We start from the raw sequence: 26,078 nt of genomic DNA on the forward strand, positions 1-26,078 counted from the left end.
ATGCACAAAGACAGCCTTGTCGAACGATTGCGCGAACACGCCGCGGTGCGCCCGGATAAGGTGGCGTTGCGTTTCCTGGAAGGCGACGATGTCGCCGACGAGCTGACATTTGCCGCGCTCGATGCGCGGATAAGGTCCGTCGCGACCAGATTGCAGCAGTTGAACGGCGCGGGCGAGTGGGCGGTGATCCTGCTGCCGAGCGGAATCAACTATGCCGTCGCCTTTTATGCCTGTCTATATTCGGGTGTGATCGCGGTGCCGGCGTATCCGCCGGAGGGCGGTCCCGAGCGCTATGCAGGACGGCTCAATGGCATTCTGCGCGACGCGGCGCCTCGTTTCATCCTGGTGGATACCGCACTGCGATCGGCGGTGGTATCAGCGCTGCCGGAACTGGCCAACGTCCAGGTCATTGCGGTGGATACGATCCCGCCTGAACTCGCCGCGGAATGGCGCGAGACGAGACCTGCGGCTGATACCATCGCCTTCCTGCAGTACACTTCGGGCTCGACATCGCAGCCGAAAGGCGTTTGCGTCTCGCATGAAAATCTGACGGCCAACGAGAAGGCGATCCAGGCCGTGGCCGGCGGAACGCCCGATGATATCTTCGTGAGCTGGCTGCCGCTCTATCACGACATGGGATTGATCGGCGGGTTGCTGAATCCGCTGTTCACCGGCTTCACCGCCGTCCTGATGTCGCCGCGCAATTTCCTCGAGCGGCCGCGGCGCTGGCTCGAGGCGATCGATCGCCACGGCGGTACGATCAGCGGCGGGCCTGACTTTGCCTATGCGCTTTGCGCCGATCGCATTTCCGATGACACGATCGGCCGGCTCGACCTCAGCCGCTGGCGGTTCGCATTTTCCGGATCGGAATTCGTCCGCAAGAACACGTTCAGGCGGTTCAGCAAGCGATTCGAACGCGCCGGGTTCGACCGGCGTGCGTTGACCGCCTGCTACGGCCTGGCCGAGGCGACGCTGCTGGTGTCGGCGGGTGACTTCAAGACCGAAACCGCCAGCTATACGCTCGATACCGCAGCGCTTGCCGCGGGCCGCGTTGCGAGCGCTGAAGAGGGCACCGACCTCGTGGCGTGCGGGAAAACGGTTGCCGGTCACGCCACGCGCATCATGCGCGTCGACGGATCGGCAACGGCCGAGGCGGACGAAGTGGGCGAGATCTGGGTCGCCGGTCCCAGTGTCGCGGCTGGATACTGGAATAATCCGGAAGCTACGCAGAAGGCCTTCGTCGACCGCGACGGCTTCCGCTGGCTGCGCACCGGTGATGTCGGCTTCGTCAGGGACGGCGCGCTGGTCGTGACCGGCCGGCTCAAGGATCTCCTGATCGTTCGCGGACAGAACGTCTATCCGACGGACGTCGAACAGGCGGTCGAAGCCGACGTGGAACAGGTCCGTAAGGGGCGGGTTGCCGCTTTTGCGGTCGAGATCGACGGGCGGGAAGGCATCGGGGTCGCGGCGGAGTTCAGTCGTGCCGTTCTCAAGCGCAGCGATCCCGAGGCCCTTGCGCATGCGGTCGGCGAGGCGGTGCTGCGGCAGGCGCAGGAATATCCGGCCGTGATCGTCCTGTTGAATCCGCAAGCGATGCCGCTGACGACCAGCGGCAAGCTGCAGCGTTCGGCCTGCGCGGCGCGTCTGGCCGACAATACGCTCGACAGCTTTATGGTGTTCGAGAGGGGACGCCGCCGCGACGGCGCCCGGTTGACGGCGCCGGCGACCGATACCGAGCATGCCGTGGCCTCGATCTGGTGCGATGCGCTCGGCGTAAGGGCCGTGCATCGCGAGGAGGATTTCTTCGTGCTCGGCGGAAACTCGATCGCGGCCGGCCAGGTCGCGGCCGCGATTCGCGAACGCTTCAGCGTGGAATTGGAGCTACGCAGTTTCTTCGACACGCCGACGCTCGCAGCCTTCGCGGGTCATATCGATAGTCTGGCGCGAACCGGCGCAGGACGGGCACTGCCGCCGATCCCGCGGGCAGCGGCCGCCGATCGCGCGACGCTGTCGCATGCGCAGCAGCGGCTATGGTTCCTCTGGAATATGGATCCCACTGGGACGGCCTATACCGTTGCCAGCACAATCCGCCTGAAGGGACGGCTCGATCATGCCGCCTTGTCGCGCGCGATCGGCGAGATCGTTCGGCGCCACGAGGTGCTGCGCACCACGTTTATCGCCAGAGATGGTCGTGCAACGCAGATTATCCACGATGCCATGAACGTCGGTATCAGGCACGAGGATCTCAGCTTACATCCCGCGGGCGACCGCGACGAACAAGCCGGGGAGGTCAGGCGGTCCGAGCTCGGCACGCCATTCGACCTCGTGAACGGGCCGTTGTTGCGGGCGGTGTTGCTTCAGTTCGCTGATGACGCGCATGAACTGCTGCTGCTCGCCCATCACATCGTTGTCGACGGCTGGTCGCTCGACGTCATGCTCGAAGAGCTGGCCGGTCTCTACCGCAGCGCCATCGGGCAGGACACCGGCGCGCCGCCGATCCCGACGATTCAATATGCCGATTTCGCAGCCTGGCAACGAAACTGGCTCGCGGGAGGCGAGGGTGACCGGCAATTCGCGTATTGGCGCGCGAAGCTGGGCGATGTGCATCCGGTTCTCGCTTTGCCTCACGACAGGCCGCGAACGGCAACGCAAAGCCATGCCGGGGATACGATCGGCCTTGCAATCGACGGCGCACTGGCCGCGCGGCTTCGGGAGATTGCCGCAAAGCATCGCGTAAGCGTGTTCATGCTGCTGCTCGGCGCGTATCAGGCGCTGCTGTTTCGCTATACCGGACAGAACGATCTGCGCGTCGGCGTGCCGGTCGCGGGGCGCCGGCAGGCGCAGCTCGAACGTCTCATCGGCTGTTTCGTTAACACGCTGGTGCTGCGCGCCGAGATTGCCGATGACGCGACGTTTCCGAACCTGCTGCAGCAGGTCAAGGAATCGGTGATCGAAGCGCTGTCGCATCAGGATCTGCCCTTTGAAATGCTGGTCGATAGCCTGCGCCCGGAACGCAGCGGCGGCCACAACCCGCTGTTTCAGGCCAAGTTCAACTACATGACGGCTCCGCGAGGATTCGACGGCGTCGACGGGCTCACTGCCGAGATCGACATCATGGATCTCGCGGGCTCGCATTTCGATCTCGCGCTTGATGTCGTCGACGGCGCCGGTGGCATGAAGGCGACGTTCAACTATGCGACTGATCTTTTCGATTCCCCGACGATCGCGCGCCTGGTCGCACAGTTCGGTTCGATGCTGCGCGAGATCGCTGCCAATGCAGAGCGACGGGTATCGGAGTTCGTGATTGAGGATACGAACCGGCAGATCGTGAACAGCCAAACCGTCGCGTTTGGATTCACCGATGTGATCAGCCTTCACCGCGCGTCGACAGCCGACAAGCAGGCGACGGTTGCCGTCCGATGCGGCAGCGAAACCCTGACCATGGCAGATCTCGAGCAAAGATCGAACCGCATCGCGCATATTCTCGCCGGCAAGGGCGTGACGCGTGAGGTGCCGGTTGCGTTGTGGATCGAGCGCTCACCCGCCTTCATCGTTGCGCTGCTCGGTGCGCTGAAGACGGGCGGCGCCTATGTGCCGCTCGATCCGAAATGGCCGCTGGAGCGCGTCAGGCGCATCCTGAAGGATGGGGACATCGAAATCGTGCTGGCGGCCGGCGAGAAGCTGGCCGAAGCGCGTGGGCTCGATTGCCTGGTGCTCGATGCGGACGCTGAGGCGACGCGCGAAGAAACACCAAGTGTACCGCCGGACACGGTGATCCACCCGGCGCAGACTGCGTATGTCATCTATACGTCGGGATCGACCGGATCGCCGAAGGGCGTTGCCGTCTCGCACGGTGCCCTGGCCAATTACGTGCAAGCCTTCTTGCAACGCCTGCAGCCGCGACCATCGGCAACCATGGCGATGGTCTCGACCGTGGCGGCCGATCTCGGCAACACCGTTTTGTTCAGCGCGCTCGCCTCCGGCGTGACGTTGCATCTCTTGTCTCACGAAGCCGTGTTCGATGCGGATGCATTCGCGCAAACCATGCGCGACGGCGACGTCGGCATCCTCAAGATCGTGCCCGGCCATCTGCGCGGTCTGCTGCAGGCACAGCGATCGGCCGATCTGCTGCCAAGCGATGTGCTCATTCTGGGTGGAGAGGCCTGCGATGCAGCGCTGCTCGAAGAGATCAGGCAGTTGCGGCCGCAATGCCGGATTCTGAATCACTACGGGCCGACGGAAACGACAGTCGGGGCGGTGACCCATGAATGCAAGCCTGCACGTGAGAAGGAGCCGATACCGATCGGGCTGCCGCTCGCCAATTTGCGCGCCTATGTTCTGGATTACGCACTGAATGAAGTACCGATCGGCGTCACCGGCGAACTCTATATCGGCGGCGCTGGCGTCGCGCAGGGCTATCGTGGCGCGGCGGGCTTGACTGCCGAGCGTTTTGTGCCGGACCCATTTGGACCGACCGGAGGGCGGCTCTATCGAACCGGTGATCGCGTCCGCTGTGACCGGGAAGGCCGGCTGATTTTCCTCGGCCGCGCCGACGATCAGATCAAGCTGCGCGGCTATCGCATCGAACTTGGCGAAGTCGGCCGCGCCATCAAGGCGCTGAAAGGGGTCGATGACGCCGTGACTATCGCCCGCGCGATCGGCGGGAGCGCCGAGCGGCAGGAACTCGTGGCTTACTGTGTGCCCGCCAATGGCGAGACCTTGCAGCCGGAGACGGTTAAGCAGCAGCTCTCTGCGGTCGTACCCGAATATATGGTGCCGTCACACATTATTATTATGCAGCGACTGCCTCTCACGCCCAATGGCAAGGTCGACCGCAGAGGGCTGCCGGAACCGACGGAAGCGGCGGCCGCGCCGGGCTATGCCGCGCCCATGGGAGACACGGAGGAGGCAATCGCGGCAGTCTGGAGTGAAGTGCTCGGTCGCGATCGCATCGGCCGCAATGACAATTTCTTCGAGCTCGGCGGCGATTCCATCCTCAGCCTGCAGATCATCGCCCGCGTGCGCAAGCGCGGCATCCGCCTGACGCCGAAGCAGATTTTTGGCCAGCAAACGATTGCTGCCCTGGCAGCCGTCGCGGCCGTGACGGCGACACCGAATGCTAATAAGGAGAAGCCGGACACACAGACAGCGGCCGGCGGCGATCCGGCGCCCGGTATGCGTCATCTGCTGCCGATCCAGGCGCGCTTCTTTGCCGAAGACATCGACAACCGGAATCACTGGAACCAGGCGGTGCTGCTGATCCCGCAGGCGCCGATCGACTGGGAAACGCTGCGATGTGCGCTCGCGGCCGTCGCGGAGCACCACGATGCGCTGCGCCTGCGGTTCAAGCAGGCGAGCGGTGCGTGGCAGGCGGAGCAGGGCGTTCTTCCGGCACCGTCGGAATTATTGTGGCTTCATGCTGACGTCGGTGATGCGACACAGGTTACCGTGCTTGCTTCCGCCGCGCAGGAGAGCCTGTCGCTGTCGTCGGGTCCTTTGCTGCGCGCGGTCGGGATGGATCTTGCCGGTGGCGGCCAGCGGCTGCTGCTCGCCATCCATCATCTGGTTGTCGATGGCGTATCCTGGCGGATCCTGCTCGAAGACCTGGCCTCGGCCTATGATCAGCTGAAGCAGGGCGGCGCCGTTACGCTGGCGCCGAAGAGCGACTCCTATGCGTCATGGGGCGAGCGGCTGCACGCCTACGCGGCGACCTCGGAGCTGGCTGACGAACTGCCCTTCTGGCTCGATTGCAGGGCAGGGGCGAGCTTGCCATGCGATGACGATCATGGCGGCGTCGATCTCGTCGGGGACGGCGAGGAAGTGTCGCTGGTCCTCGATGCCGAGATGACATCGAGGCTGCTTGAGGAAGCGCCCTCCGCCTATCGGACGCAAGTCAACGATCTGATTCTGGCGAGCCTGGCGCGCGCCGTCTCGCGCTGGAGCGGGCGTACCGATGTGACGGTCGAGCTTGAAGGCCACGGTCGCGAGGACATGTTCCCCGGCGCGGATGTTTCCCGCACGGTCGGGTGGTTCACGACGGCATTTCCGGTGCGGCTGCAAGGCGGATCTAGCGACGACGCTTCGCTGATCAAATCGGTCAAGGAAAGGCTTCGCGCGATTCCGAGCCGCGGGCTTGGCTATGGCGTGTTGCGCCATCTCGGCTCCGAAGCCCAGCGTCATGCCCTGGCGCAGTTGGCGGAGCCGCAGGTCGTCTTCAACTATCTCGGCCGGTTCGATGGCAGCATAGGCGCATCCTCGCGCTTTGCGTTTGCGTCCGAGAGTGCGGGTCCGTCTCGGAGCCCTGCTGCTTCCATGCGTGGCTGGCTTAACATCACCGGTCTGGTGCGTGACGGACGGCTGCAATTGTCCTTTGGATTTGGACGCAAGCGCTATCGGCGCGAGACGGTCGAGCGGCTGGCAGGGCTTTACGAGACGGCCTTGCGCGAACTGGTGGCCCATTGCTGCAGTGGAGCGTCTGGCCTCACGCCGTCGGACGTTACGTTGTCCGGGCTCGGGCAGGCCGATCTCGACCGGCTGGGCACGGCGCTGGATCTTCGCGCTGTCGAGGACATCTATCCGCTCTCGCCGATGCAGCAGGGCATGCTGTTCCATGCACTCCGGGATGGCGACAATGATGCCTATGTGAACCAGGTCGGGCTCGAACTGTTCGAGTTCGATGCCGATAAGCTTCGGACGGCGTGGCAGACGGTGAGCAACCGGCACGCCGCGCTGCGGACCGGCTTTGTGTGGCAGAGTCTTTCGGGCGCCGCGCAGCAGGTGGTTTACCGCCATGTGGGGGTGCCTTTCGTCGAAGAGGATTGGCGCCAGCGCGCGGCGGCGCTTGAACGCAGCGGAGAACGTGCAGGGCTGGATGCCGCGCTGGCCGAAGTCTCCCGGCGGGAGCGCGAGCAAGGCTTCGACGTCGCGCAGCCGCCGCTGCAGCGAGTGCGCCTGATCCGGCTCGACGACAAGCGCCACTGGCTGATCTGGACCCATCACCACATCTTTGTGGACGGTTGGAGTTCGGCCCGGCTAGTTGCGGAGGTACTGCAGCATGTGAACGGCGGTTCGCTGCCGGCCGTGCAGGGCAGCTATCGCGACTACATCGCGTGGCTACAGGGCCGCGATCACGCAGGTGCCGAAAAATTCTGGCGCGATGCGTTGGCCGGGCTCGAAGCGCCGACCCTGCTGGCGAATACGCTGGCCACGGACAAGACATCGGCCGAGGGACACGGCAGCATCGCGCTTGCGGTAAATGCGGAGCGGACCGAGCGGCTGAAGACGTTTGCGAAGCATGAGCGCGTGACGCTCAATACGCTCATTCAGGGCGCGTGGGCGCAGTTGTTGCGGCGGCTTTCGGGACAGGCGGCCGTCAGTTTCGGCGTGACCGTATCGGGGCGTCCGGCCGAACTGCCAGGCTCCGAGGAGATGGTGGGTCTCTTCATCAACACACTGCCGATCGTCGATGCGCCAAGCCCGCAAGCTGGCGTCGGCGATTGGCTGCGTCAGTTGCAGGAGCAGAATCTCGCGTTGCGCGAGCACGGCTGGACGCCGCTCTACGAGATCCAGCGCCTTGCCGGCCATGCCGGGCAGACGCTGTTCGACAGCATCCTGGTGTTCGAAAACTATCCGATCGATGAGGGCCTGCGGCGAACCGGGGAGAGCGGCGCTGGCCTGGGGCGCGTCGACCATGTCACGCCCACCAACTATGCGCTGGCGGTGGCCGTGTTTGCCGGAACCGACCGACTCAATCTCGAGTTCAATTACGACGCGGCACGGTTCGACGAGGCGGCCATCCGGCGTCTTCGCGACATGCTGCACGGATTGCTGGAACGGATCGTGGCCGATGCTCACCGCCCGCTCGGACATCTCGGGTCGGCAGTCGGTGACGAAGCTCGGAGGGTCCTCAACTGGAGCCGCGCGGCGCATTTGGCATCGCCTGCTTCCTCTATCGGCGTCGTCGCCCATATCGAGGCGCAAGCCGCGCAGGCGCCGTCTGCTGTCGCGATCTTGTGGGGCGACCAGCGCGTCAGCTATGGCGAGCTGAACGCCCGCGCAAACCAGCTTGCGCGGCGACTTGGTCGCTGGAACATCGGCACGGATCGCCTGGTCGGCATCGCTTTGCCGCGCAACCCGGCAATGATGGTCGCGCTGCTCGCAGTCCTGAAGGCAGGCGGCGGCTATCTGCCGCTCGATCCGGACTATCCGGCCGAGCGGCTCGCCCACATGCTGCGCGACGGCGGGGCGAGCCTGGTATTGACGCAAAGCGCGCTGCTCGAACCGCTCGCGCCGGTGCTAAGTGGGGCCGGCGTCGAGGTCTGCTGTATCGATGAGGCGTCGCCGCTCGGCGGGGAAGACACCGGCAACCTGAACAATGAAATCCATCCGGACAGCCTTGCCTATGTGATCTACACGTCGGGATCGACCGGCATGCCGAAGGGCGTAGCTGTCGCGCACGGGCCGCTCGCCATGCATTGCGAAGCGATCGGCCGGTTGTACCGCATGACGTCGCGCGACCGGGAATTCCAGACGGCGTCGATGAATTTCGACATCGCCCACGAGCGATGGCTGGTGCCGCTGATGACCGGCGGGTCGCTGGTCCTGCCGTCCAGGCCAGGCCTGCTGATCGACGACCTCGTCAGCGAGATTGAAAGACACTCGGTCTCGACGATCTTTCTGCCGCCAGCCTATGCGGATCAATTGAGCGCGGCGTTGTGGCAGAGGGGGCGCAGGCTCGCGATCAGGGCGTGCATCGTGGGCGGCGAAGCCTGGTCGGATACGGGCATCAAGGCACTCCGCCGGGCCGTCGATGTTGATCTTCTCGTCAATGCCTATGGCCCGACCGAGACGGTGATCGCGCCGACGGCGTGGCCCGTCAACGCCGCCGCGCTGACGCCGGGCCAGGCCGCGCCGATCGGGCGGCCCGTTGGTAACAGGTCCGCCTACATCCTCGATGCCGATCTCAACATCGTGCCGGTTGGCGTCACCGGCGAGCTGTTCATCGGCGGTATCGGATTGGCCCGCGGCTATCTGAACCAGGGCGCGTTGACGGCGGAACGGTTTATCCCGGATCCGTTCGGCGATAACGGTGCCCGTCTCTATCGCACCGGCGACCTTGCGCGCTGGCGGGCGGATGGCGTGATCGAGTATGTCGGTCGCGCCGACCAGCAGGTGAAGATACGCGGCTTCCGGATCGAACTCGGGGAAATCGAGGCGCGCCTGCTCGAACAGCGTGGCGTACGCGCTGCGGCCGTGGTGGCGCACGAGAGCAGGACCGGACGCCAATTGGTCGCCTATGCGAGCGGCGAGGCTGCGCTCGACGGCCGCAAATTGCGCGACGCGCTGTCGGCCATTCTGCCCGATTACATGGTGCCGGCGACAATCGTCGTGCTCGAGCAGTTGCCGCTGACCCTCAACGGCAAGATCGACCGGCGGGCGTTGCCGGCGCCGCACGAGGCTGCGCTGGTCCGCCGTGGCCATGAGGCGCCGGAGGATGAAATCGAGATCGCGCTGGCGAAGATCTGGGCCGAACTGCTCGGCGTCGACAGGATCGGACGCAACGATCACTTCTTCGAGCTCGGCGGGCACTCCTTGCTTGCCGTGCGGGTGCTCAGTCGGGTGTCGCAGGAGATCGGCGTATCGATCCCGGTCTCGGATCTGTTCGTTCACCCGGACCTGGCCTCGTTCGCGCGTGTCGTATCGATCAGGCTGATCGAGCAGGAGTTCGATGCCGAAGAACTCCAGGATCTGATCGCGGCGGGGCAGTGAATATGGCTGATGCAGCAAAGCCGAGTTTACGCGATCTGGATCCCGCGCAGGTGAGGAAGCTCCTGTCGCTGGCCAGAGATCGCGGCAAAAATGTCATCAGAAGTGGAGCCAGCTCGATTCCTGCGGTGCCGCGCGATGGGCCGCTCGAACTGTCCTTTGCACAGCAGCGGCTGTGGCTGCTGGCGCAGCTCGATGGCGCCAATTCCAATTATCACATTCGCGGCGCACTGCGCCTTTCGGGTGATCTTGATGTCGGGGCATGGTGTCAGAGCCTCGACCGGTTGTTTGCGCGTCACGAAGCGCTACGCAGCGTCTTTCGTGTGGTAGATGGACAGCCGCGCGTTGTACTGTTGCCGGTTAACGAACATCTTCCGGTGCTCCAACATGATCTGCGCGGTCGCGACGATATCGAACAGGAACTCGCGCGCCTGTGTCGCGAGGAGGCCGGTGCGCTGTTCGATCTTGCCGCAGGGCCATTGATCCGCGGCCGCCTGATCCGGACGGCGGAGAGCAAGTATCTCTTCCTGCTCACGCAGCATCACATCATATCCGACGGCTGGTCGATGGCCGTGCTCGTGCGCGAGCTCGGGGCCCTTTACCAGGCATTTTCGGCAGGCCAGGACGATCCGCTGCCGCCGCTGGCAATTCAATATCCGGACTATGCCGCCTGGCAGCGGCAGTGGCTGGCGGGCGAACGATTGCAGCGTCAGGTCGATTATTGGCGCCGGGCGCTCGCGGATGCGCCCGCCGTGCTGGAATTGCCGACCGACCGGCCGCGATCGCCGGAGCGATCACTCGCCGGCGCCTCGTTGCCGATCGAGATCGATGCTGATCTTGCGATCGGCATCAGGCGGCTCGGCCAATCGCACCGCACGACGCCATTCATGACGGTACTGGCGGCATGGGCGGCGGTGCTGGCAAAGCTTTCCGGGCAGACCGATCTCGTGATCGGTACGCCGACAGCTGGCCGCAACCGGCGTGAGATCGAGGGCCTGGCCGGCTTCTTTGTGAACATGCTGGCGCTCCGTGTGAATCTCTCGGGAGAGCCTGATGTAGCCGGGTTGCTCGACCGGGTGCGCACCACGGCGCTCGCGGCCCAGGATCATCAGGATCTGCCGTTCGAGCAGCTCGTCGAGATCATCCAGCCGCCGCGGCGGCTAGAGCATCCGCCGGTCTTTCAGGTCGTGTTCGCCTGGCAGAACAACGAAGCGGCAGTTCTTGAGCTGCCCGGGCTCAAAGCCGAGATCGCCGATATCCCGCTGCAGCAGGTCAAGTTCGAACTCGAGCTCAATCTGGGCGAGGCGGACGGCCGCATTGTCGGCACCTTGAACTATGCAACGGCGCTGTTCGACGAAGCGACGATCCGCCGTCAACGGGATTATCTGCTGTCCTTACTGCGCGCGATGGTTGCCGATGCGGATCAGATCGTCGACCGGATCGATATTGTCGGCGCCGAGGAACGCAGGCTCGTTCTGAATACATGGAACGAGACTGCTGCTCTGTTCCCGTCCGAGCGCTGTATCCACGAGCTGTTTGTGGAGCAGGTTCGGAGAGCGCCCGAAGCCGTTGCGCTGGTCCACGAGGGCGTTCGCTTGAGCTATGGCGAATTGGATGCAAGCGCCAATCAGCTCGCACGGCACTTGATCGCATTGGGTGTCGGCCCGGATCAGCCGGTCGCAATCTGCCTGCGGCGCGGCATCTCTATGGTCGTCAGCCTGCTGGCCGTGCTCAAGGCGGGCGGCGCCTATCTGCCGCTCGATCCGGCCGATCCGGCGGAGCGGCTGCGAGAGATCGTCGAGCATGCAAAGCCGAAACTGCTGGTCGCGGATCATGCCGGACGCGCGATATTCGCGAATGCGACGTGCGAGATTCTCGATCTGGAGGCGAGTGCTTCGGCCATTGCCGGCCTGGCGACATCTGCTCCGGCCGTTACAGGGCTTACATCGCGGCATCTCGCCTACGTCATCTACACGTCCGGTTCGATCGGAGGGCCGAAGGGGGTGGCGGTCGAACATCGCGGCCTGGTAAATCTGGCGCTGGTCCAGCGCGCGCTGTTCGAGGTTTCTCCACGCAGCCGCGTCGTGCAGTTTGCCTCCTTCAGCTTCGACGCCAGCACCTGGGAAATCGTCATGGCGCTGTGCTCGGGGGCCGCGCTGTTTCTCGTCGGCCCGCGCGAGCTTCAAAACACTTCGGAACTGCTCGGCTACCTCGCGGATAACGCGATCACGCATGCGACCTTGCCGCCGGCGATGCTGCAGGGACGTAGCGACCTCGACAGGCTGGCATCGCTGCGGGTGCTCGTTCTCGGCGGAGAATTGCCCAAGGCTGAACTCATGAAGGGACTGCCGCCGGGCGTTGCCGTCTTCAACGGCTACGGTCGGACGGAAGCAACGGTCTGCGCCACCACCTGGCGGCGGCCGGCGGGCTTTGGCAACGACGTCGTCCCGATCGGCCGCCCGCTTCCGAATACGCGGATCTATCTGTTGGATGGATTTGGTGCGCCCGTTCCGCTCGGGGTGGTCGGCGAGATCTATATTGGCGGGGCAGGGGTCGCCCGTGGATATTTCAATCGCGCCGATCTGACGGCGGAGCGCTTCGTGCGCGATCCCTTCGCGGGGGATGTGACCGCGCGCATGTACCGCACCGGCGATCTCGGCCGTTACCTGCCGGATGGCAACATCGAATTCCTCGGCCGCAATGATCACCAGGTCAAGATTCGCGGCTTCCGCATCGAACTCGGTGAGATCGAGCTTCGTCTCAACGAGCACGCCGGTGTGGCCGCTTCGGTAGCACTGGTGCGTCAGGATCGAAGCGGCGACCCGCGGCTGGTCGCCTATCTGGCCGCGCGCGGGGACGATAACGCGGCACTCGATGCTGGTGAATTCGCGGCCGCGCTGCGCAGTCATCTTCGTGCGCGCCTGCCGGAATACATGGTGCCGTCTGCCTTCGTGCGGCTGGACGCACTGCCGCTGACGCCGAATGGCGAGGTCGATCGTAAGGCGCTGCCTGCGCCGGAGGATGATGCTTTTGCAAGACGCGGCTTTGAATCGCCGCAAGGCGAGATCGAGAAAACCGTTGCAAAGATCTGGACCGAGGTGTTGGGCGTCGACCGGATTGGACGCAACGATCACTTCTTTGAACTAGGTGGCCACTCGCTGCTTGCGATCCGCATGCTGGAGCAGTTGCAGCGTCATTCGCTCCGCGCCGATGTGCGCACGCTGTTTGCGAAGCCGGTGCTGGCTGATTTCGCCGCCGGCCTCAATGGTGACGGAGGGGGCGACGTTCCGGCTAACCTGATCACGCCGCGGACGACGGCGATTACGCCTGAGCTGTTGCCGTTGATCGCGCTGACACAGTCCGACATCGACAGCATCGGGGCGGGGGTGCCCGGCGGCGTCGCCAACATTCAGGATATTTACGGCCTGTCGCCGCTGCAGGATGGCATCCTGTTTCACCATCTGCTGTCGCAGGAAGGCGACCCATATTTGCTGGTCGGCCAGATGGCGTTTGCAAGCCGCGACTTGCTCGACCGCTATCTCGCCGCCGTTCAGCAGGTCATAGACCGCCACGACATTCTGCGAACGTCCATTGCGTGGGACGGGTTGTCCGCTCCGGCGCAGGTGGTCTGGCGAAAGGCATCCGTGGTTGTGAGCGAGGTCGTGCTGGATGGCGAAGGTCTCGCGCATGACCAGCTTGCGCGGCGCTTCGACCCGCGTCGCCATCGGATCGACCTTGGCCAGGCGCCGCTGCTGCAGTTTGCGGTTGCGCGCGATCCCGGCAAGGAGCGGTGGCTGCTTTTGGTGTTGCTGCATCATTTGATCGGCGATCATTCGACGCTGGAGGGGATGCACGACGAAGTCCGGAAGATATTGTCCGGGCGCGGTCACGAGCTTTCGGCTCCGTATCCGTTCCGAAATCTGGTGGCGCAGTCACGCAGGTTGGAGGCTACCGCCGAGCATGAGCGCTTCTTCCGAAGCATGCTGGCCGATATCGACGAGCCGACCACGCCGTTTGGCCTCGATCGGGTGCATGGTGACGGTGGTGGCGTGACGGAAGCGCAGCGAATGCTGCCGGACCAGCTCAACGCACGGCTTCGCGCGCTGGCGCGGCATATGGGCGTGAGTCCTGCCAGCCTCTGCCATCTTGCCTGGGGTCAGGTGGTGGCGCGAAGCAGCGGCCGGGAGCACGTCGTGTTCGGCACCGTCCTGTTCGGCCGCATGCACGCCGGCGCCGGCGGCGATCGCACCATGGGCCTGTTCATCAACACATTGCCGCTGCGGCTCGATCTCGATGGCACGGCGGTCGAAGACAGCGTTCGCAAGGCGCATGCTCGGCTGGCCGAATTGATGGCACATGAGCACGCCTGGCTGGCGCTCGCGCAACGATGCAGCGGCGTTGCCGCGCCGGCGCCTCTGTTCAGTTCGATCCTCAACTACCGGCACAATGCGAAGCCGGAGGCGGCGTCAGCGGATCAGGGCGGCGCAGGCCTGCACGGCATCGAGTGGCTCGGCGGCGAGGAGCGTACGAACTATCCCCTGATGATGGCGGTCGAGGATTATGGCCAGGCGCTCGGCCTGACCGCCCAGGTCGTCCATCCGCTCTCGGCCGATCGCATCTGCGCCTTGATGCAGCAGGCGCTGGATCAACTGGCTGAGGCGCTGGAGCAGGCGCCTCGCTCTCCGGTACGGCAACTTGATGTTCTGCCCTCCGAAGAGCGTCGGCTTCTGCTGGAGACGTGGAATCGGACGCAGGCACAATATCCACGAGACCGCTCGTTTGTCGCGCAATTCGAATCGCAGGTCCGCCAATCGCCGGAGGCGATTGCGCTGGTGTTTGGCGAGGAGGAGTTGAGTTATGGCGCGTTGAATGCGCGCGCCAACGGGCTGGCGCGGCGGTTGCGAAAGCACGGCATCGGAACCGATGGCGTGGTCGGGCTGGCGCTCGACCGCGGCGTCGAGATGATGGTGGCGCTGCTGGCGGTGCTGAAGGCGGGCGGGGCGTACCTGCCGCTCGATCCGGATTATCCGGCCGAGCGGCTGGCGCACATGCTGCGCGACAGCGGCGCCGCGCTGGTGTTGACGCAAAGCGCGCTGCTCGATCAGTTCACTCCGGTGTTGGAGGAGACCGGCGCCGAGGCGTGGCTGCTCGATGAGCAGGAAGGCGCGGGCGGCGACGAAGGCAATCTTGATGTTGCCGTGCATCCCGAGAGCCTCGCCTATGTGATCTACACCTCGGGCTCGACCGGCCTGCCTAAGGGCGTGATGGTCCACCACGACGCGGTGACGAACTTTTTGGCGACCATGGCGGAGCAGCCGGGCATGACAGCCATGGACCGCGTGCTCGGCCTGACGTCGTTGTCGTTTGACATCGCGGTGCTGGAGCTGTGGCTGCCGCTGACACTCGGGGCGTGCGTGGTGCTGGCGGATCGCGCGGCCGCGCATGATCCGGCCCGGCTCAAGGCCATTGTCGCCAGGCAGGGCGTCACCATGATCCAGGCGACACCCTCGACCTGGCGGATGCTGCTCGACCATGACGGCTCATCGCTGCCGGCGAACTGCCGGGTGCTGTGCGGCGGCGAGGCGCTGCCGCCGGATCTGGCGCGGCGGCTGGTGGCGCAGGCGGGCGAAGTCTGGAACCTGTACGGCCCGACCGAGACCACGGTGTGGTCGGCGCGTCACCGCCTCGATCTGCAGGACGACCGTCCGGTGCTGGGCGGTCCGATCGGTAACACCACGCTGCACATTCTGGATAACGACCTCAACCTCGCGCCGGTCGGGGTTGCCGGCGAACTCTATATCGGCGGCGCAGGATTGGCGCGCGGCTACTGGCGGCGCGGCGCGCTGACGGCGGAGCGCTTTATCCCCGATCCGTTCGGTCCTCCTGACTCGCGGCTCTACCGCACCGGCGACGTGGCGCGGTGGCGGTCCGACGGCGTGCTCGAATATGTCGGCCGCGCCGATCACCAGGTGAAGATCCGCGGCTTCCGGATCGAGCTCGGCGAGATCGAAGCGCGGCTGTTGGCACAGGATGGCGTGCGCTCGGCGGTGGTGGTGGCGCGCGAGGCCGGCGCGGGGCGCCAGCTCGTCGGCTATGTCAGCGGCGAGGCATCGCTGGATGCGGCGGCGCTCAAGACCGCGCTGTCGTCGGTACTGCCGGATTACATGGTGCCGGCGCGAATTGTGGTGCTGGACCGGCTGCCACTGACACCGAACGGCAAGATCGACCGCAAGGCGCTGCCGGCGCCGGATCAGCTGGCGGCAGCCACGGAACGCGTCGCGCCGCGCACGCCGGCCGAGGTGAAGCTCGCTGCGATCTGGGCCGACCTGCTGCGCCAGCCCGACATCGGCGTCACCGACAATTTCTTCGAGCTCGGTGGCGACTCTCTCATTGCCGTTCAGCTCGTCAGCCGCATCAAGCGCGATCTCGGCCACGACCTGCCGCTGAACCGGCTGTTTGAAATGACGACCGTCGAAACCATGGCGGCTGCGCTCGCGCCTGAGATCGAGGTCGACAAGCGCAGCGACGACATCGCCGCGATGCTCGACATGCTGAAGGAAGTCGAACTTGCCGATGAGTGACACCGCGACCACGCAGAAGCAGCAGCTTCGCGACATCTCTCTACGCTTGATGCGCCTTGATGCCAACAAGCAGCATGCGTTCCTGACGCAGCTCGCGGCGAAGGGCGTCAATCTCGCGATGCTGCCGATTGCGCGCCAGGAGCGGACGCGGGCGCCGCTGTCCTTTGCGCAATCGCGCCTCTGGTTCCTGTGGCGGATGGATCCGGATAGCGCCGCCTACAACATCTCGGCGACCGTGCGGGTGCGCGGCAAGCTTCAACGGCGCGCGCTACAGCAGGCCTTCGACACGCTGATCAGCCGCCACAGCGCGCTTCGCACGGTGTTTCGGCAAGAGGGCAGGGAAGCCGAGCAGATTGTGCTCGATCCGCGTCCGGTCGCGTTGCGGCAGGTGACGCTTGACGGCGACGACTGCGAAGGGCAGGCGCGTCTGCTGGCGCGGCAGGAAGCATCGCTGCCGTTTGATCTCGAAGCCGGCCCGCTCATGCGCGCTGCGTTGCTGACGCTGGGAGAGGACGATCATTTTCTCGTCGTCAGCCTGCACCACATCGCGGCCGATGGCTGGTCGATGGGCGTGCTGGTCGACGAATTCTGGAAACTGTACGCGGTGGGTGCGTGTGACGAGACGCCGGCGCTGCCGGAGCCGGATATCGAATATACCGACTATGCCGAATGGCAGCGGCTCTGGATGAGCGCGGTCGATGGCGAGCGGCAGGTCAAGTATTGGACCAGCCGTCTCAAGGACCCGGCCGTGCTGCAGCTTCCTATCGACCGGGCGCGGCCGGCGGTGCCTGGTCTCGCCGGATCGGCGCTTCGCATGACGCTCGATCCGGCGCTTGCCGATGGCCTGCGCGCGCTGGCACGGCGGCACCAGACCACGCTGTTTGTCGTCCTGCTGGCGAGCTTCAAGCTGTTGCTCTATCGCTACACCGGCCAGTCCGATATCAGCGTCGGCGTGCCCGTCGCCAATCGCCACCGCGATGAAACCCGCGGCGTCATCGGGCTGTTCGTCAACACTCAGGTGCTTCGCACCGATATCGACGGGCGTGCGACGATCGCGGACTTCATCGCGTCGGTCCATGCAACCACGATCGAAGCGCAGGAGAACCAGGATCTTCCGTTCGAGCGATTGCTTGAAATCCTGCAGCCCAAGCGCAGCCTGAGTCAGAATCCGCTTTTCCAGGTTCTCTACAACCACCAGCGCCGGCGCGTGTCGGGCAATCCGCCTGACCAGACCGGCCTGCAGATCGAAAAGGTCGAGCCCGAAATCGAAACAGTCAAGTTCGACCTCGCGCTCGACAGCGAGGAGGGGCCGTCGGGCGAAATCCGCGCGCTCTTCACTTACGCAACCGCGCTGTTCGAGGCGACGACGATCGACCGTCTTGCGTCGCACTGGATCACGGTCCTGAAGGCGATGGCCGACGACGGCGCGCAGCCGATCGCCGGCATGGCGCTGCTTTCCGAACAGGAATGGGCTCGGCTGCGCCAGTGGAACGGCGTGGATGCCGGGACGGCCACGCCGTTCGCGCCGGTGCATCAAACGGTTGCCAAGTTCGCGCGTGAAACGCCCGATGCTCCGGCGCTGATCTTCGGCGATGAGGTGATCTCCTATGCCGAACTCGATCGTCGGGCCAATCGGCTCGCGCACCGCCTGATCCGCCTGGGCGTCGGTCGCTCCGACCTCGTCGGCATTTCGGCGCGGCGTTCGCCGTCTCTCGTCATAGCCTTGCTTGCCATATTGAAGGCGGGCGCGGCCTATCTGCCGCTCGATCCCGAGCATCCGGCGAAACGGCAGGTCAGCACGATGCGCGACGCCGGCGCGCGCTTCGTGCTGGTGGACGCAGAAGGTTCTGCGCTGACGTCGCCACCGCCCGGCATCGCCGTTGTGTCACTCGATGCGACTGATCCTGACCGTGAGACCGAGGGTGATCCGCGGATCGCGGTGGCGCCAACAAACCTTGCCTATGTGATCTACACGTCGGGCTCCACGGGCATTCCGAAGGGCGTCGCGGTCGAGCACGGGCCGTTCGCGATGCATTGCGAGGTGACCGCAGGGCTCTACGATATGGACCGGCGCTCGCGCGAACTGCACTTCCTCTCCTTTACCTTCGATGGCGCCCATGAGCGGCTCTGGACCGCGCTGGTTTGCGGCGCTGCGCTCGTGATGCGTGACGCGAATTTGTGGTCGGCCGAGCAGACGCTCGACGTGCTGCGCCAGCAGCGCGTCACCAACGCCGGCTTCCCGCCGGCCTATTTGCAGCAACTCGCCGACTTTGCGGCGTGCCGCGGCGATCCGCCGCCGGTCGAGCTTTATTCCTTCGGCGGAGAGGCGATGCCGAAGGCGGGCTTCGACAAGGTCAAGCGGGCGCTTAAGCCGCGGACTTTAATCAACGGCTACGGCCCGACCGAAACGGTGGTGACGCCGCTGGTCTGGAAGGTCGACGCCAGCGAAGAAATCGACGGTAACTATGCGCCGATCGGCCGTCCGGTCGGACGCCGCTCGGCCTACATTCTGGACGGTGATCTCAACGTTGTGCCGGTCGGGGTGACCGGCGAATTGTTCATCGGCGGCGAAGGATTGGCGCGCGGCTATTGGCGGCGCGCGGAACTGACGGCAGAGCGGTTCATTCCCGATCCCTTCGGTGCGCCCGGCGCGCGGCTATATCGCACGGGCGATCTGGCGCGATGGCGTGTCGATGGTGTGATCGAATATGTCGGCCGTTCCGATCATCAGGTGAAGATCCGCGGCTTCCGGATCGAACTCGGCGAAATCGAGGCGTGGCTGATGCGGCAGGGTGGCGTGCAGTCGGCCGTCGTCGTTGCCCGAGAAGCCGGCGTCACCCGCCAACTGGTCGGCTATGTTGCGGGTGACGGTGCGTTCGACGAAGCGGCGATGCGCGCTGCACTCTCGGACGAGCTACCCGACTACATGGTGCCGGCCCGCATCATGAAGCTAGAGCGGCTGCCGCTTACGGCTCACGGCAAGGTGGACCGCGAAGCCCTGCCGGCTCCCGAGACGCCCGCTGCAACTTCGGCGCATGTCGCGCCGCGAACCGTGGCCGAGACGACGCTGGCCGCGATCTGGGCCGAACTGCTTGGCCAGCCTGTTATCGGCATCGACGACAATTTCTTCGAGTTGGGGGGCGATTCCATCATCTCGCTGCAACTGGTCGGCCGCGCCCGCCAGGCAGGCCTCGTGATCGAACCACGTGACGTTTTCCGGCATCAGACGTTGCAGGAGCTGGCGCTGATAGCGCGCATCGAACAGACGGAGAAAGAGGTCGCTCCTGAAAAGGAGATTGAGGGAAGCGACCATCCGTTGTTGCCGATCCAGGCGCGCTTCTTCAACCAGGATGCCGGCGAGCGCCATCACTGGAACCAGGCCGTCCTGTTGACGCCGAAGGCGAGGCTCGATTGGTCAATCATGGAACGCACGGTTGCCGCGATCGTAGCGCATCATGCCGCCTTGCGCCTCCGCTTCGAGGAGATCAATGGGGCCTGGCGGGCGACCTATGGTGCCGCGCCAGTAATTTCGGAACTGTTGTGGGCTCGAAGCGGTATACGCGATGCCGCCGAAGTGACGGCGGTCGCTTCTGCGGCTCAAGCCAGCCTGTCGCTCGCGGGACCGCTGTTGCGCGTGGTCGGCATGGACCTCGCCGACGGCAGCCAGCGACTCCTCGTCGTCGTGCACCATCTCGTCATCGATGGCGTGTCGTGGCGCGTGCTGCTCGAAGATTTTGCCGCGGCGTACGGACAGATTCAGCAAGGCGCGTCGTCGATCGCGTTGGCGAAGAGCCAATCCTACGCATCCTGGGCTGCGCGGCTGCAGGCCTATGGCGGCACCGAAGCGCTGGCGGCCGAGTTGTCCTATTGGCTCGAACGAGGGGCGTGCGCCGATCTGCCCTGTGACGACGATCACGGCGGCGTCGATCGGGTTGCCGATGGCGAGGAAATTTCGCTAGTGTTCGACGCGGGCTTGACGACGCGGCTGCTGAAAGAGGCGCCGTCGGCGTACCGGACCCAGGTCAATGATCTCTTGCTGGCGGCACTGGCGCGGGCGGTATCGCGCTGGAGCGGATTTGACGATGTCGTTGTCGAACTCGAAGGGCACGGCCGCGAGGATGTTTTCGCAGGCTTCGATATTTCCCGCACCGTTGGCTGGTTTACCACCGCTTTCCCCGTGCGTTTGCCGGGCGGCTCCGGTGACGACGCTTCGCTGATCAAGTCCATCAAGGAAGAGCTCCGGGCGATTCCGGCCCGTGGGTTGGGCTACGGCATATTGCGCTATCTCGGCACCGAGGTGCAGCGCAACGCGCTGGCGGCGCTTGCCGAGCCGCGCATCGTCTTCAACTATCTCGGTCAGTTCGATTCCAGCGTGGGTGAGAGCGCGCCGTTCCGCCTTGCGCAAGAGAGCGCCGGGCCGGCACGCAGCGACAGCGCGCCGCTTGGCCGCTGGCTGAGCGTCAACGGCCAGGTGCGGGAAGGGCAGTTGCGGTTGTCGTTCAGCTACGGCCGCAGGCGTTACCGCCGCACGACGATCGAGCGCTTTGTGGAGCATTATGCGGCGGCCTTGTGCGAACTCGTCGACCATTGCACGGGCGGTGCCCGCGGCATGACGCCTTCGGACTTTGCCCTGTCGGGATTGAATCAGGCCGATCTCGACCTCTTGAGTGAAACGATAGATTGTCGCGAAATCGAGGACATCTATCCGCTGTCGCCGATGCAGCAGGGCATGCTGTTCCATGCGCTGCGCGATGGCGAGAGTGGCAATTATGTCAACCAGGTCGCCCTCGAAGTGCGTGGCCTCGATCCCGACCGGCTGCGCGCCGCCTGGCATGAGGTCAGCGCTCGCCATGCGGTGCTTCGAACCGGCTTTGCATGGCGCGAACTATCCGGCGCGGCGCAGCAGGTGGTCTATCGCCATGTGACGCTGCCGTTCCTGGAAGAAGACTGGCGCGAACATGCGGCCATGGACCAAAACGAACGCGAGGCCGCATTGGCCCGCGCAGCGCAGGCCGAGCGTGCCAGGGGATTCGATCTGGCGCAGGCGCCGTTGCAGCGCGTGCGGTTGATCCGGCTCGATGAAAGTCGCCACTGGCTGATCTGGACGCATCACCATATCCTGCTCGATGGCTGGAGCTCGGCGCGACTGATGGCCGAGATATTGCAGCACGAACGCGGCGGCCGCTTGTCCCCGGTGCGGGGGCGCTACCGCGACTACATTGATTGGCTGCAAAAGCAGGACCGCGATGCTTCGGCGACATTTTGGCGCTCGGCAATGGCCGAGCTCGACGAGCCCAGTTTCCTCGCGGATACGCTGGGAGGCCCCGCGACGGCAGGCGCATCAGGTCATGGCTCGCTGGACCTGCTTCTCGCCGTAGATCTAACGACAAAACTGCAGGCGTTTGCCAAGCGTGAGCGCGTCACGCTGAACACGCTGCTGCAAGGCGCGTGGGCGCAATTGCTGCGCCGTCACACCGGCCAGCGCGTAGTCTGTTTCGGTGCGACGGTGTCGGGCCGGCCGGCGGAGATCAGCGGCTCCGAGGATATGGTGGGCCTGTTCATCAACACGCTGCCGGTCGTGGATCTGGCAAACCCGCAAACCGATGTGGGGACGTGGCTTCGCGACCTGCAGGAACGCAACATCGATCTGCGTGATCACGGCTGGATGCCGCTCCATGAGATACAGCGTCTCGCCGGCCGAGCCGGGCGCGCGCTGTTCGACAATATCCTCGTCTTCGAGAACTATCCGATCGATCAGGCGCTGCGCGGCGAAAACGAAAGCGGCCGTCGCTTTGGAAAAGTCGAGCAGGTCTCGATTACTAACTATGCGCTGACGGTGGCGGTGTTCGCCAAGAGCGACGGCATCAATCTGGGTTTCCGCTATGATCGCGGCCGGTTCGATGACGACCAGATCAGATATCTGCAGGCGTCTCTCTCGCGGCTGCTTGCCGAGATCGTGGCGGATGCCTCCCGACCGCTCGGTGAACTCAGTGGCCTCGATGCCGATGAGACGCGGAGGGTGCTTGGCTGGAGCGGCGGCTTTGCCAAGGCTCCGAACTTCGGCGGCAGCATCGTTGCACAGGTTGAGGCACGTGCGGCTGCCTCGCCATCCGCGATTGCGCTGGTGTTTGGCGGCGAGGAAGTCAGCTATGGCGATCTGAACACGCGCGCCAATGGCCTGGCGCGACGGCTGCGCGACCATGGCATCGGTCGTGACCGGCTGGTTGGCCTTGCGCTGGAGCGCAGCGTCGAGCTGATCGTCGGTGTTCTCGCCGTGCTGAAGGCAGGTGGCGCCTATCTGCCGCTCGATCCGGATTATCCGTCGGATCGGCTGTTGCACATGGTGCGTGACAGCGGAACAACCCTGGTACTGACTCAAGGCCGATTGCTGCAGCGCCTCGCACCGGTGATGGCTGGAGCGGTCGCTGAGGCCTGGACCATCGAAGGAGAGAGTGAGGCTTGGACGGGCGAGCCGGCCCGCAATCTCGCCGTCGCGATGCATCCGGATAGCCTGGCTTATGTCATGTACACGTCCGGATCGACGGGCATGCCCAAGGGCGTGGCCTGCTCGCATCGTGCCCTCGCTGCGCGACTCGGCTGGATGCAGGCGGAATATCGCCTCGATGCCGGCGAGACCTTGTTGCAGAAGACGCCGTTCAGCTTCGACGTCTCGGTCTGGGAGATCCTGTGGCCGCTCGCGGCCGGCGCACGGCTTGCGATTGCCGCGCCCGGCGCACATCGCGAGCCGCGACTTCTGGTGGAAGCCATTATCGCGCATGAAGTGACGACGCTGCATTTCGTGCCGCAGATGCTCGAGCATTTCGTTGCCGAGCCCCAAGCCAAACGCTGCGTGTCGCTCAAGCGCTTGTTTGCCGGCGGCGAAGCCTTGTCGGTGGAGCTGAAGGCGCGCGTGCTGGCAGGGTTCCCCGATGTGCGCTTCGATAATCGCTACGGCCCGACCGAAGCCTTGATCAATGCGACGTTCTGGAACTGCCGCGATGACGATGCGGCGCGCGTGCCGATCGGACGGCCGATCCCGGGTACGGCAATTCGCATCCTCGATGCTGAACTGAACATGGCCCCGGCCGGCGTGACGGGTGAGTTGTTCATTGGCGGGGAAGGACTCGCGCGCGGCTACTGGCGGCGCGGGAAACTGACGGCGGAGCGCTTCATTCCCGATCCCTTCGGCGGGCCCGGCGCGCGGCTATATCGATCGGGAGATCTGGCGCGCTGGCGTGCCGATGGCGCGATCGAATATGTCGGGCGCGCCGATCACCAGATCAAGATTCGCGGCTTCCGCATCGAGCTTGGCGAGATCGAAGCGCGGCTGCTGGAACAGCCCGGTGTTCGGCACGCGGTGGTGGTGGCGCGCGAGGTCGGGGCCGGACGCCAGCTGGTCGGTTATGTCAGCGGCGCGGGCGAACTTGAGGAAGCGTCGCTGCGGACGGCGCTGTCATCCGTTCTGCCCGATTACATGGTACCGTCGCGGATCGCGGTGCTGGAACGGCTGCCGCTGGCGCCGAACGGCAAGATCGACCGCCAGGCGCTGCCGGCGCCTGACGCTGTCTACGAAGGCGCAGAGTACCAAGCACCACGCACGCCCGCCGAAGTGGCGCTTGCGGCAATCTGGGCCGAATTGCTCGCCCGGCCTGCCGTTGGTCTTGCCGACAATTTCTTCGAACTCGGTGGCGATTCGATCATCTCGCTGCAGATGGTGAGCCGGGCCCGTCGCGCCGGCTATCTGATCGAACCGCGCGATGTGTTTCAGCATCAGACGCTGGAAGCGCTGGCGCTTGCTGCGCGCACCGATCAACACAGTGAGGTGCTCGCCGATCAGGGGCAGGTCACCGGCCCGCATTCACTGCTGCCGATTCAGGCCCGCTTCCTTGCCGAGGACGCAGGAAGGCGCGACCACTGGAATCAGGCAATACTGCTAAGGCCGAGGGACCGCCTCGATTGGGATGTCATGCGGCGCGCGCTAGCGGCCGTGGTCGATCATCACGACGCGCTGCGGCTTCGATTCGAAGAAGGTGATGGAGGTTGGCGCGCGGAGCACGGCGTTGCGCCAACTGCGGCGGATCTGCTTTGGGTCCGAAGTGCGGCCGATGGAGAGGGCGTGACGGCGCTGGCTTCGTCGGCGCAGGCAAGCCTCTCGATATCCGAAGGGCCATTGCTACGTGCGGTCGGCATTGACGTCGCCGATGGCAGCCAGCGCTTTCTGATCGCGATCCATCATCTGGTCGTCGACGGCGTGTCATGGCGGATTCTGCTGGAAGACGTTGCCGCCGCATACACGCAACTCGCGCAAGGCATGGTCGCGCTTCCGTCGAAGAGCCATTCCTATGCATTGTGGGGTGAGCGGCTGCATACCTATGCAACATCGCCTGCGCTGGTCACGGAACTGTCCTATTGGGTCGAGCGCCATGTGAAAGCGGACATCCCTTGCGATGACGATCATGGCGGCATCGATCATATCGCCGACGCCGACGAAGTGCTGCTCTCATTCGAACAGGAATTGACGCAGCGCCTGTTGAGGGACGCGCCATCCGCCTATCGCACGCAGATCAACGATCTGCTTCTCGCCGGCCTCGCACGTGCCGTCTGGCGCTGGAGCGGACAGGACGAGGTCCTGGTCGAGTTGGAAGGCCATGGCCGCGAGGATCTGTTCAGCGATCTCGATATCGCGCGCACGGTCGGCTGGTTCACGACCGCGTTTCCGGTGCGGCTGGCCGGCGGGGCGCAACAGCCGTCCGCATTGATCAAGAGCGTGAAGGAGGAGCTGCGCGGCATTCCCGGCCGCGGGCTTGGCTACGGCGTATTGCGCTATCTCGGCTCTGAAGAACAGCGCGCGGCGCTTTCAGGTATTGCCGAGCCCAAGATTGCCTTCAACTATCTCGGCCAGATCGACGGCGGCACCGGCGAGGATGCATTGTTCGCCATGGCGACGGAGAGCGCGGGCCCTTCGCGTGACGCATCCAGCCCGTTGCGGCGCTGGCTAAGCGTGAACGGCACGGTGCGCGAAGGCCAGTTGCGGCTCTCGTTCGGCTTTGGTCGCAAGCGCTATCGGCGCGAGACGATCGAGCGATTGGCGGCGTTGTATGAAGCGGCGATGCGTGAGCTGGTCGATCACTGCACCAGCGGCGCCCGCGGCCTGACGCCGTCGGATGTGGCATTGTCGGGCCTTGGCCAGGCCGAGATCGATCATCTCGGGCTCGATTGGCGTGAGGTCGAGGACATCTATCCCTTGTCGCCGATGCAGCAGGGAATGCTGTTCCATGCGATGCACGACGGCGAGAGCGGACTTTACGTCAACCAGGTTGCTGCGGAGATCCACGGCCTCGATGCCGCAAAGCTGCGTCGCGCCTGGCAGGCGGTCAGCGATCGCCATGCGGTGCTGAGAACCGGTTTTGTCTGGCGCGACCTGTCCGGCTCGCCGCAACAGATTGTCTATCGCCGTGCGGAAGTACCGTTTGTCGAAGAGGACTGGCGCGCGCGGGCTGCGGCGTGGGATCAGGACCAATTGGACGCCGCGCTGGCCGATGTGTCGCGGCAGGAACAGGCCGCAGGGTTTGATCTGTCGCGGCCGCCTTTGCAGCGGGTGCGGCTGATCCGGCTCGGAGACGATCGTCATTGGCTGATCTGGACGCATCATCACATCCTGCTCGATGGATGGAGCTCGGCGCGGCTGATCGCCGAGGTGATGCAGCATAACGGCGAAGGCCGGCTGCCGGC

General features: G+C 64.9%; 3 protein-coding genes (1 of these 3 running past the window's edge). All 3 read left to right on the forward strand.

Features of this window, described 5'->3' with window-relative positions; translation table 11 throughout:
* Tightly spaced (each overlapping or abutting the next), the 3 genes in view from ACH79_RS24620 to ACH79_RS24630 form a layout consistent with a single transcriptional unit that may run on beyond the window.
* Entirely contained in the window at positions 1-9,768 is a 9,768-nt protein-coding gene (locus ACH79_RS24620) for a non-ribosomal peptide synthetase (RefSeq protein ID WP_161853326.1), read from the forward strand.
* The gene (locus ACH79_RS24625) at positions 9,765-16,346 is read left to right on the forward strand and encodes an amino acid adenylation domain-containing protein (protein ID WP_371419269.1); all 6,582 of its coding nucleotides are present in this window, start codon (positions 9,765-9,767) and stop codon (positions 16,344-16,346) included. Before ACH79_RS24620 ends, ACH79_RS24625 begins: the two co-directional genes overlap by 4 nt.
* Positions 16,339-26,078, forward strand: partial view of a non-ribosomal peptide synthase/polyketide synthase gene (locus ACH79_RS24630; protein WP_161853328.1) — the 5' portion only. Its footprint extends 6,679 nt past the window's final position; 9,740 of the gene's 16,419 nt are visible here — the first part of the coding sequence; its start codon is at positions 16,339-16,341; its stop codon lies beyond the right edge, outside the window. The genes ACH79_RS24625 and ACH79_RS24630 overlap by 8 nt, the downstream gene beginning before the upstream one ends.

The sequence above is a fragment of the Bradyrhizobium sp. CCBAU 051011 genome (assembly GCF_009930815.1).
Taxonomy (GTDB): Bacteria; Pseudomonadota; Alphaproteobacteria; order Rhizobiales; family Xanthobacteraceae; genus Bradyrhizobium.

Excerpts from the sequence above, each read along its gene's own strand:
- ACH79_RS24620 (WP_161853326.1), top strand. The coding sequence starts at position 1 with ATGCACAAAGACAGCCTTGTCGAACGATTGCGCGAACACGCCGCGGTG.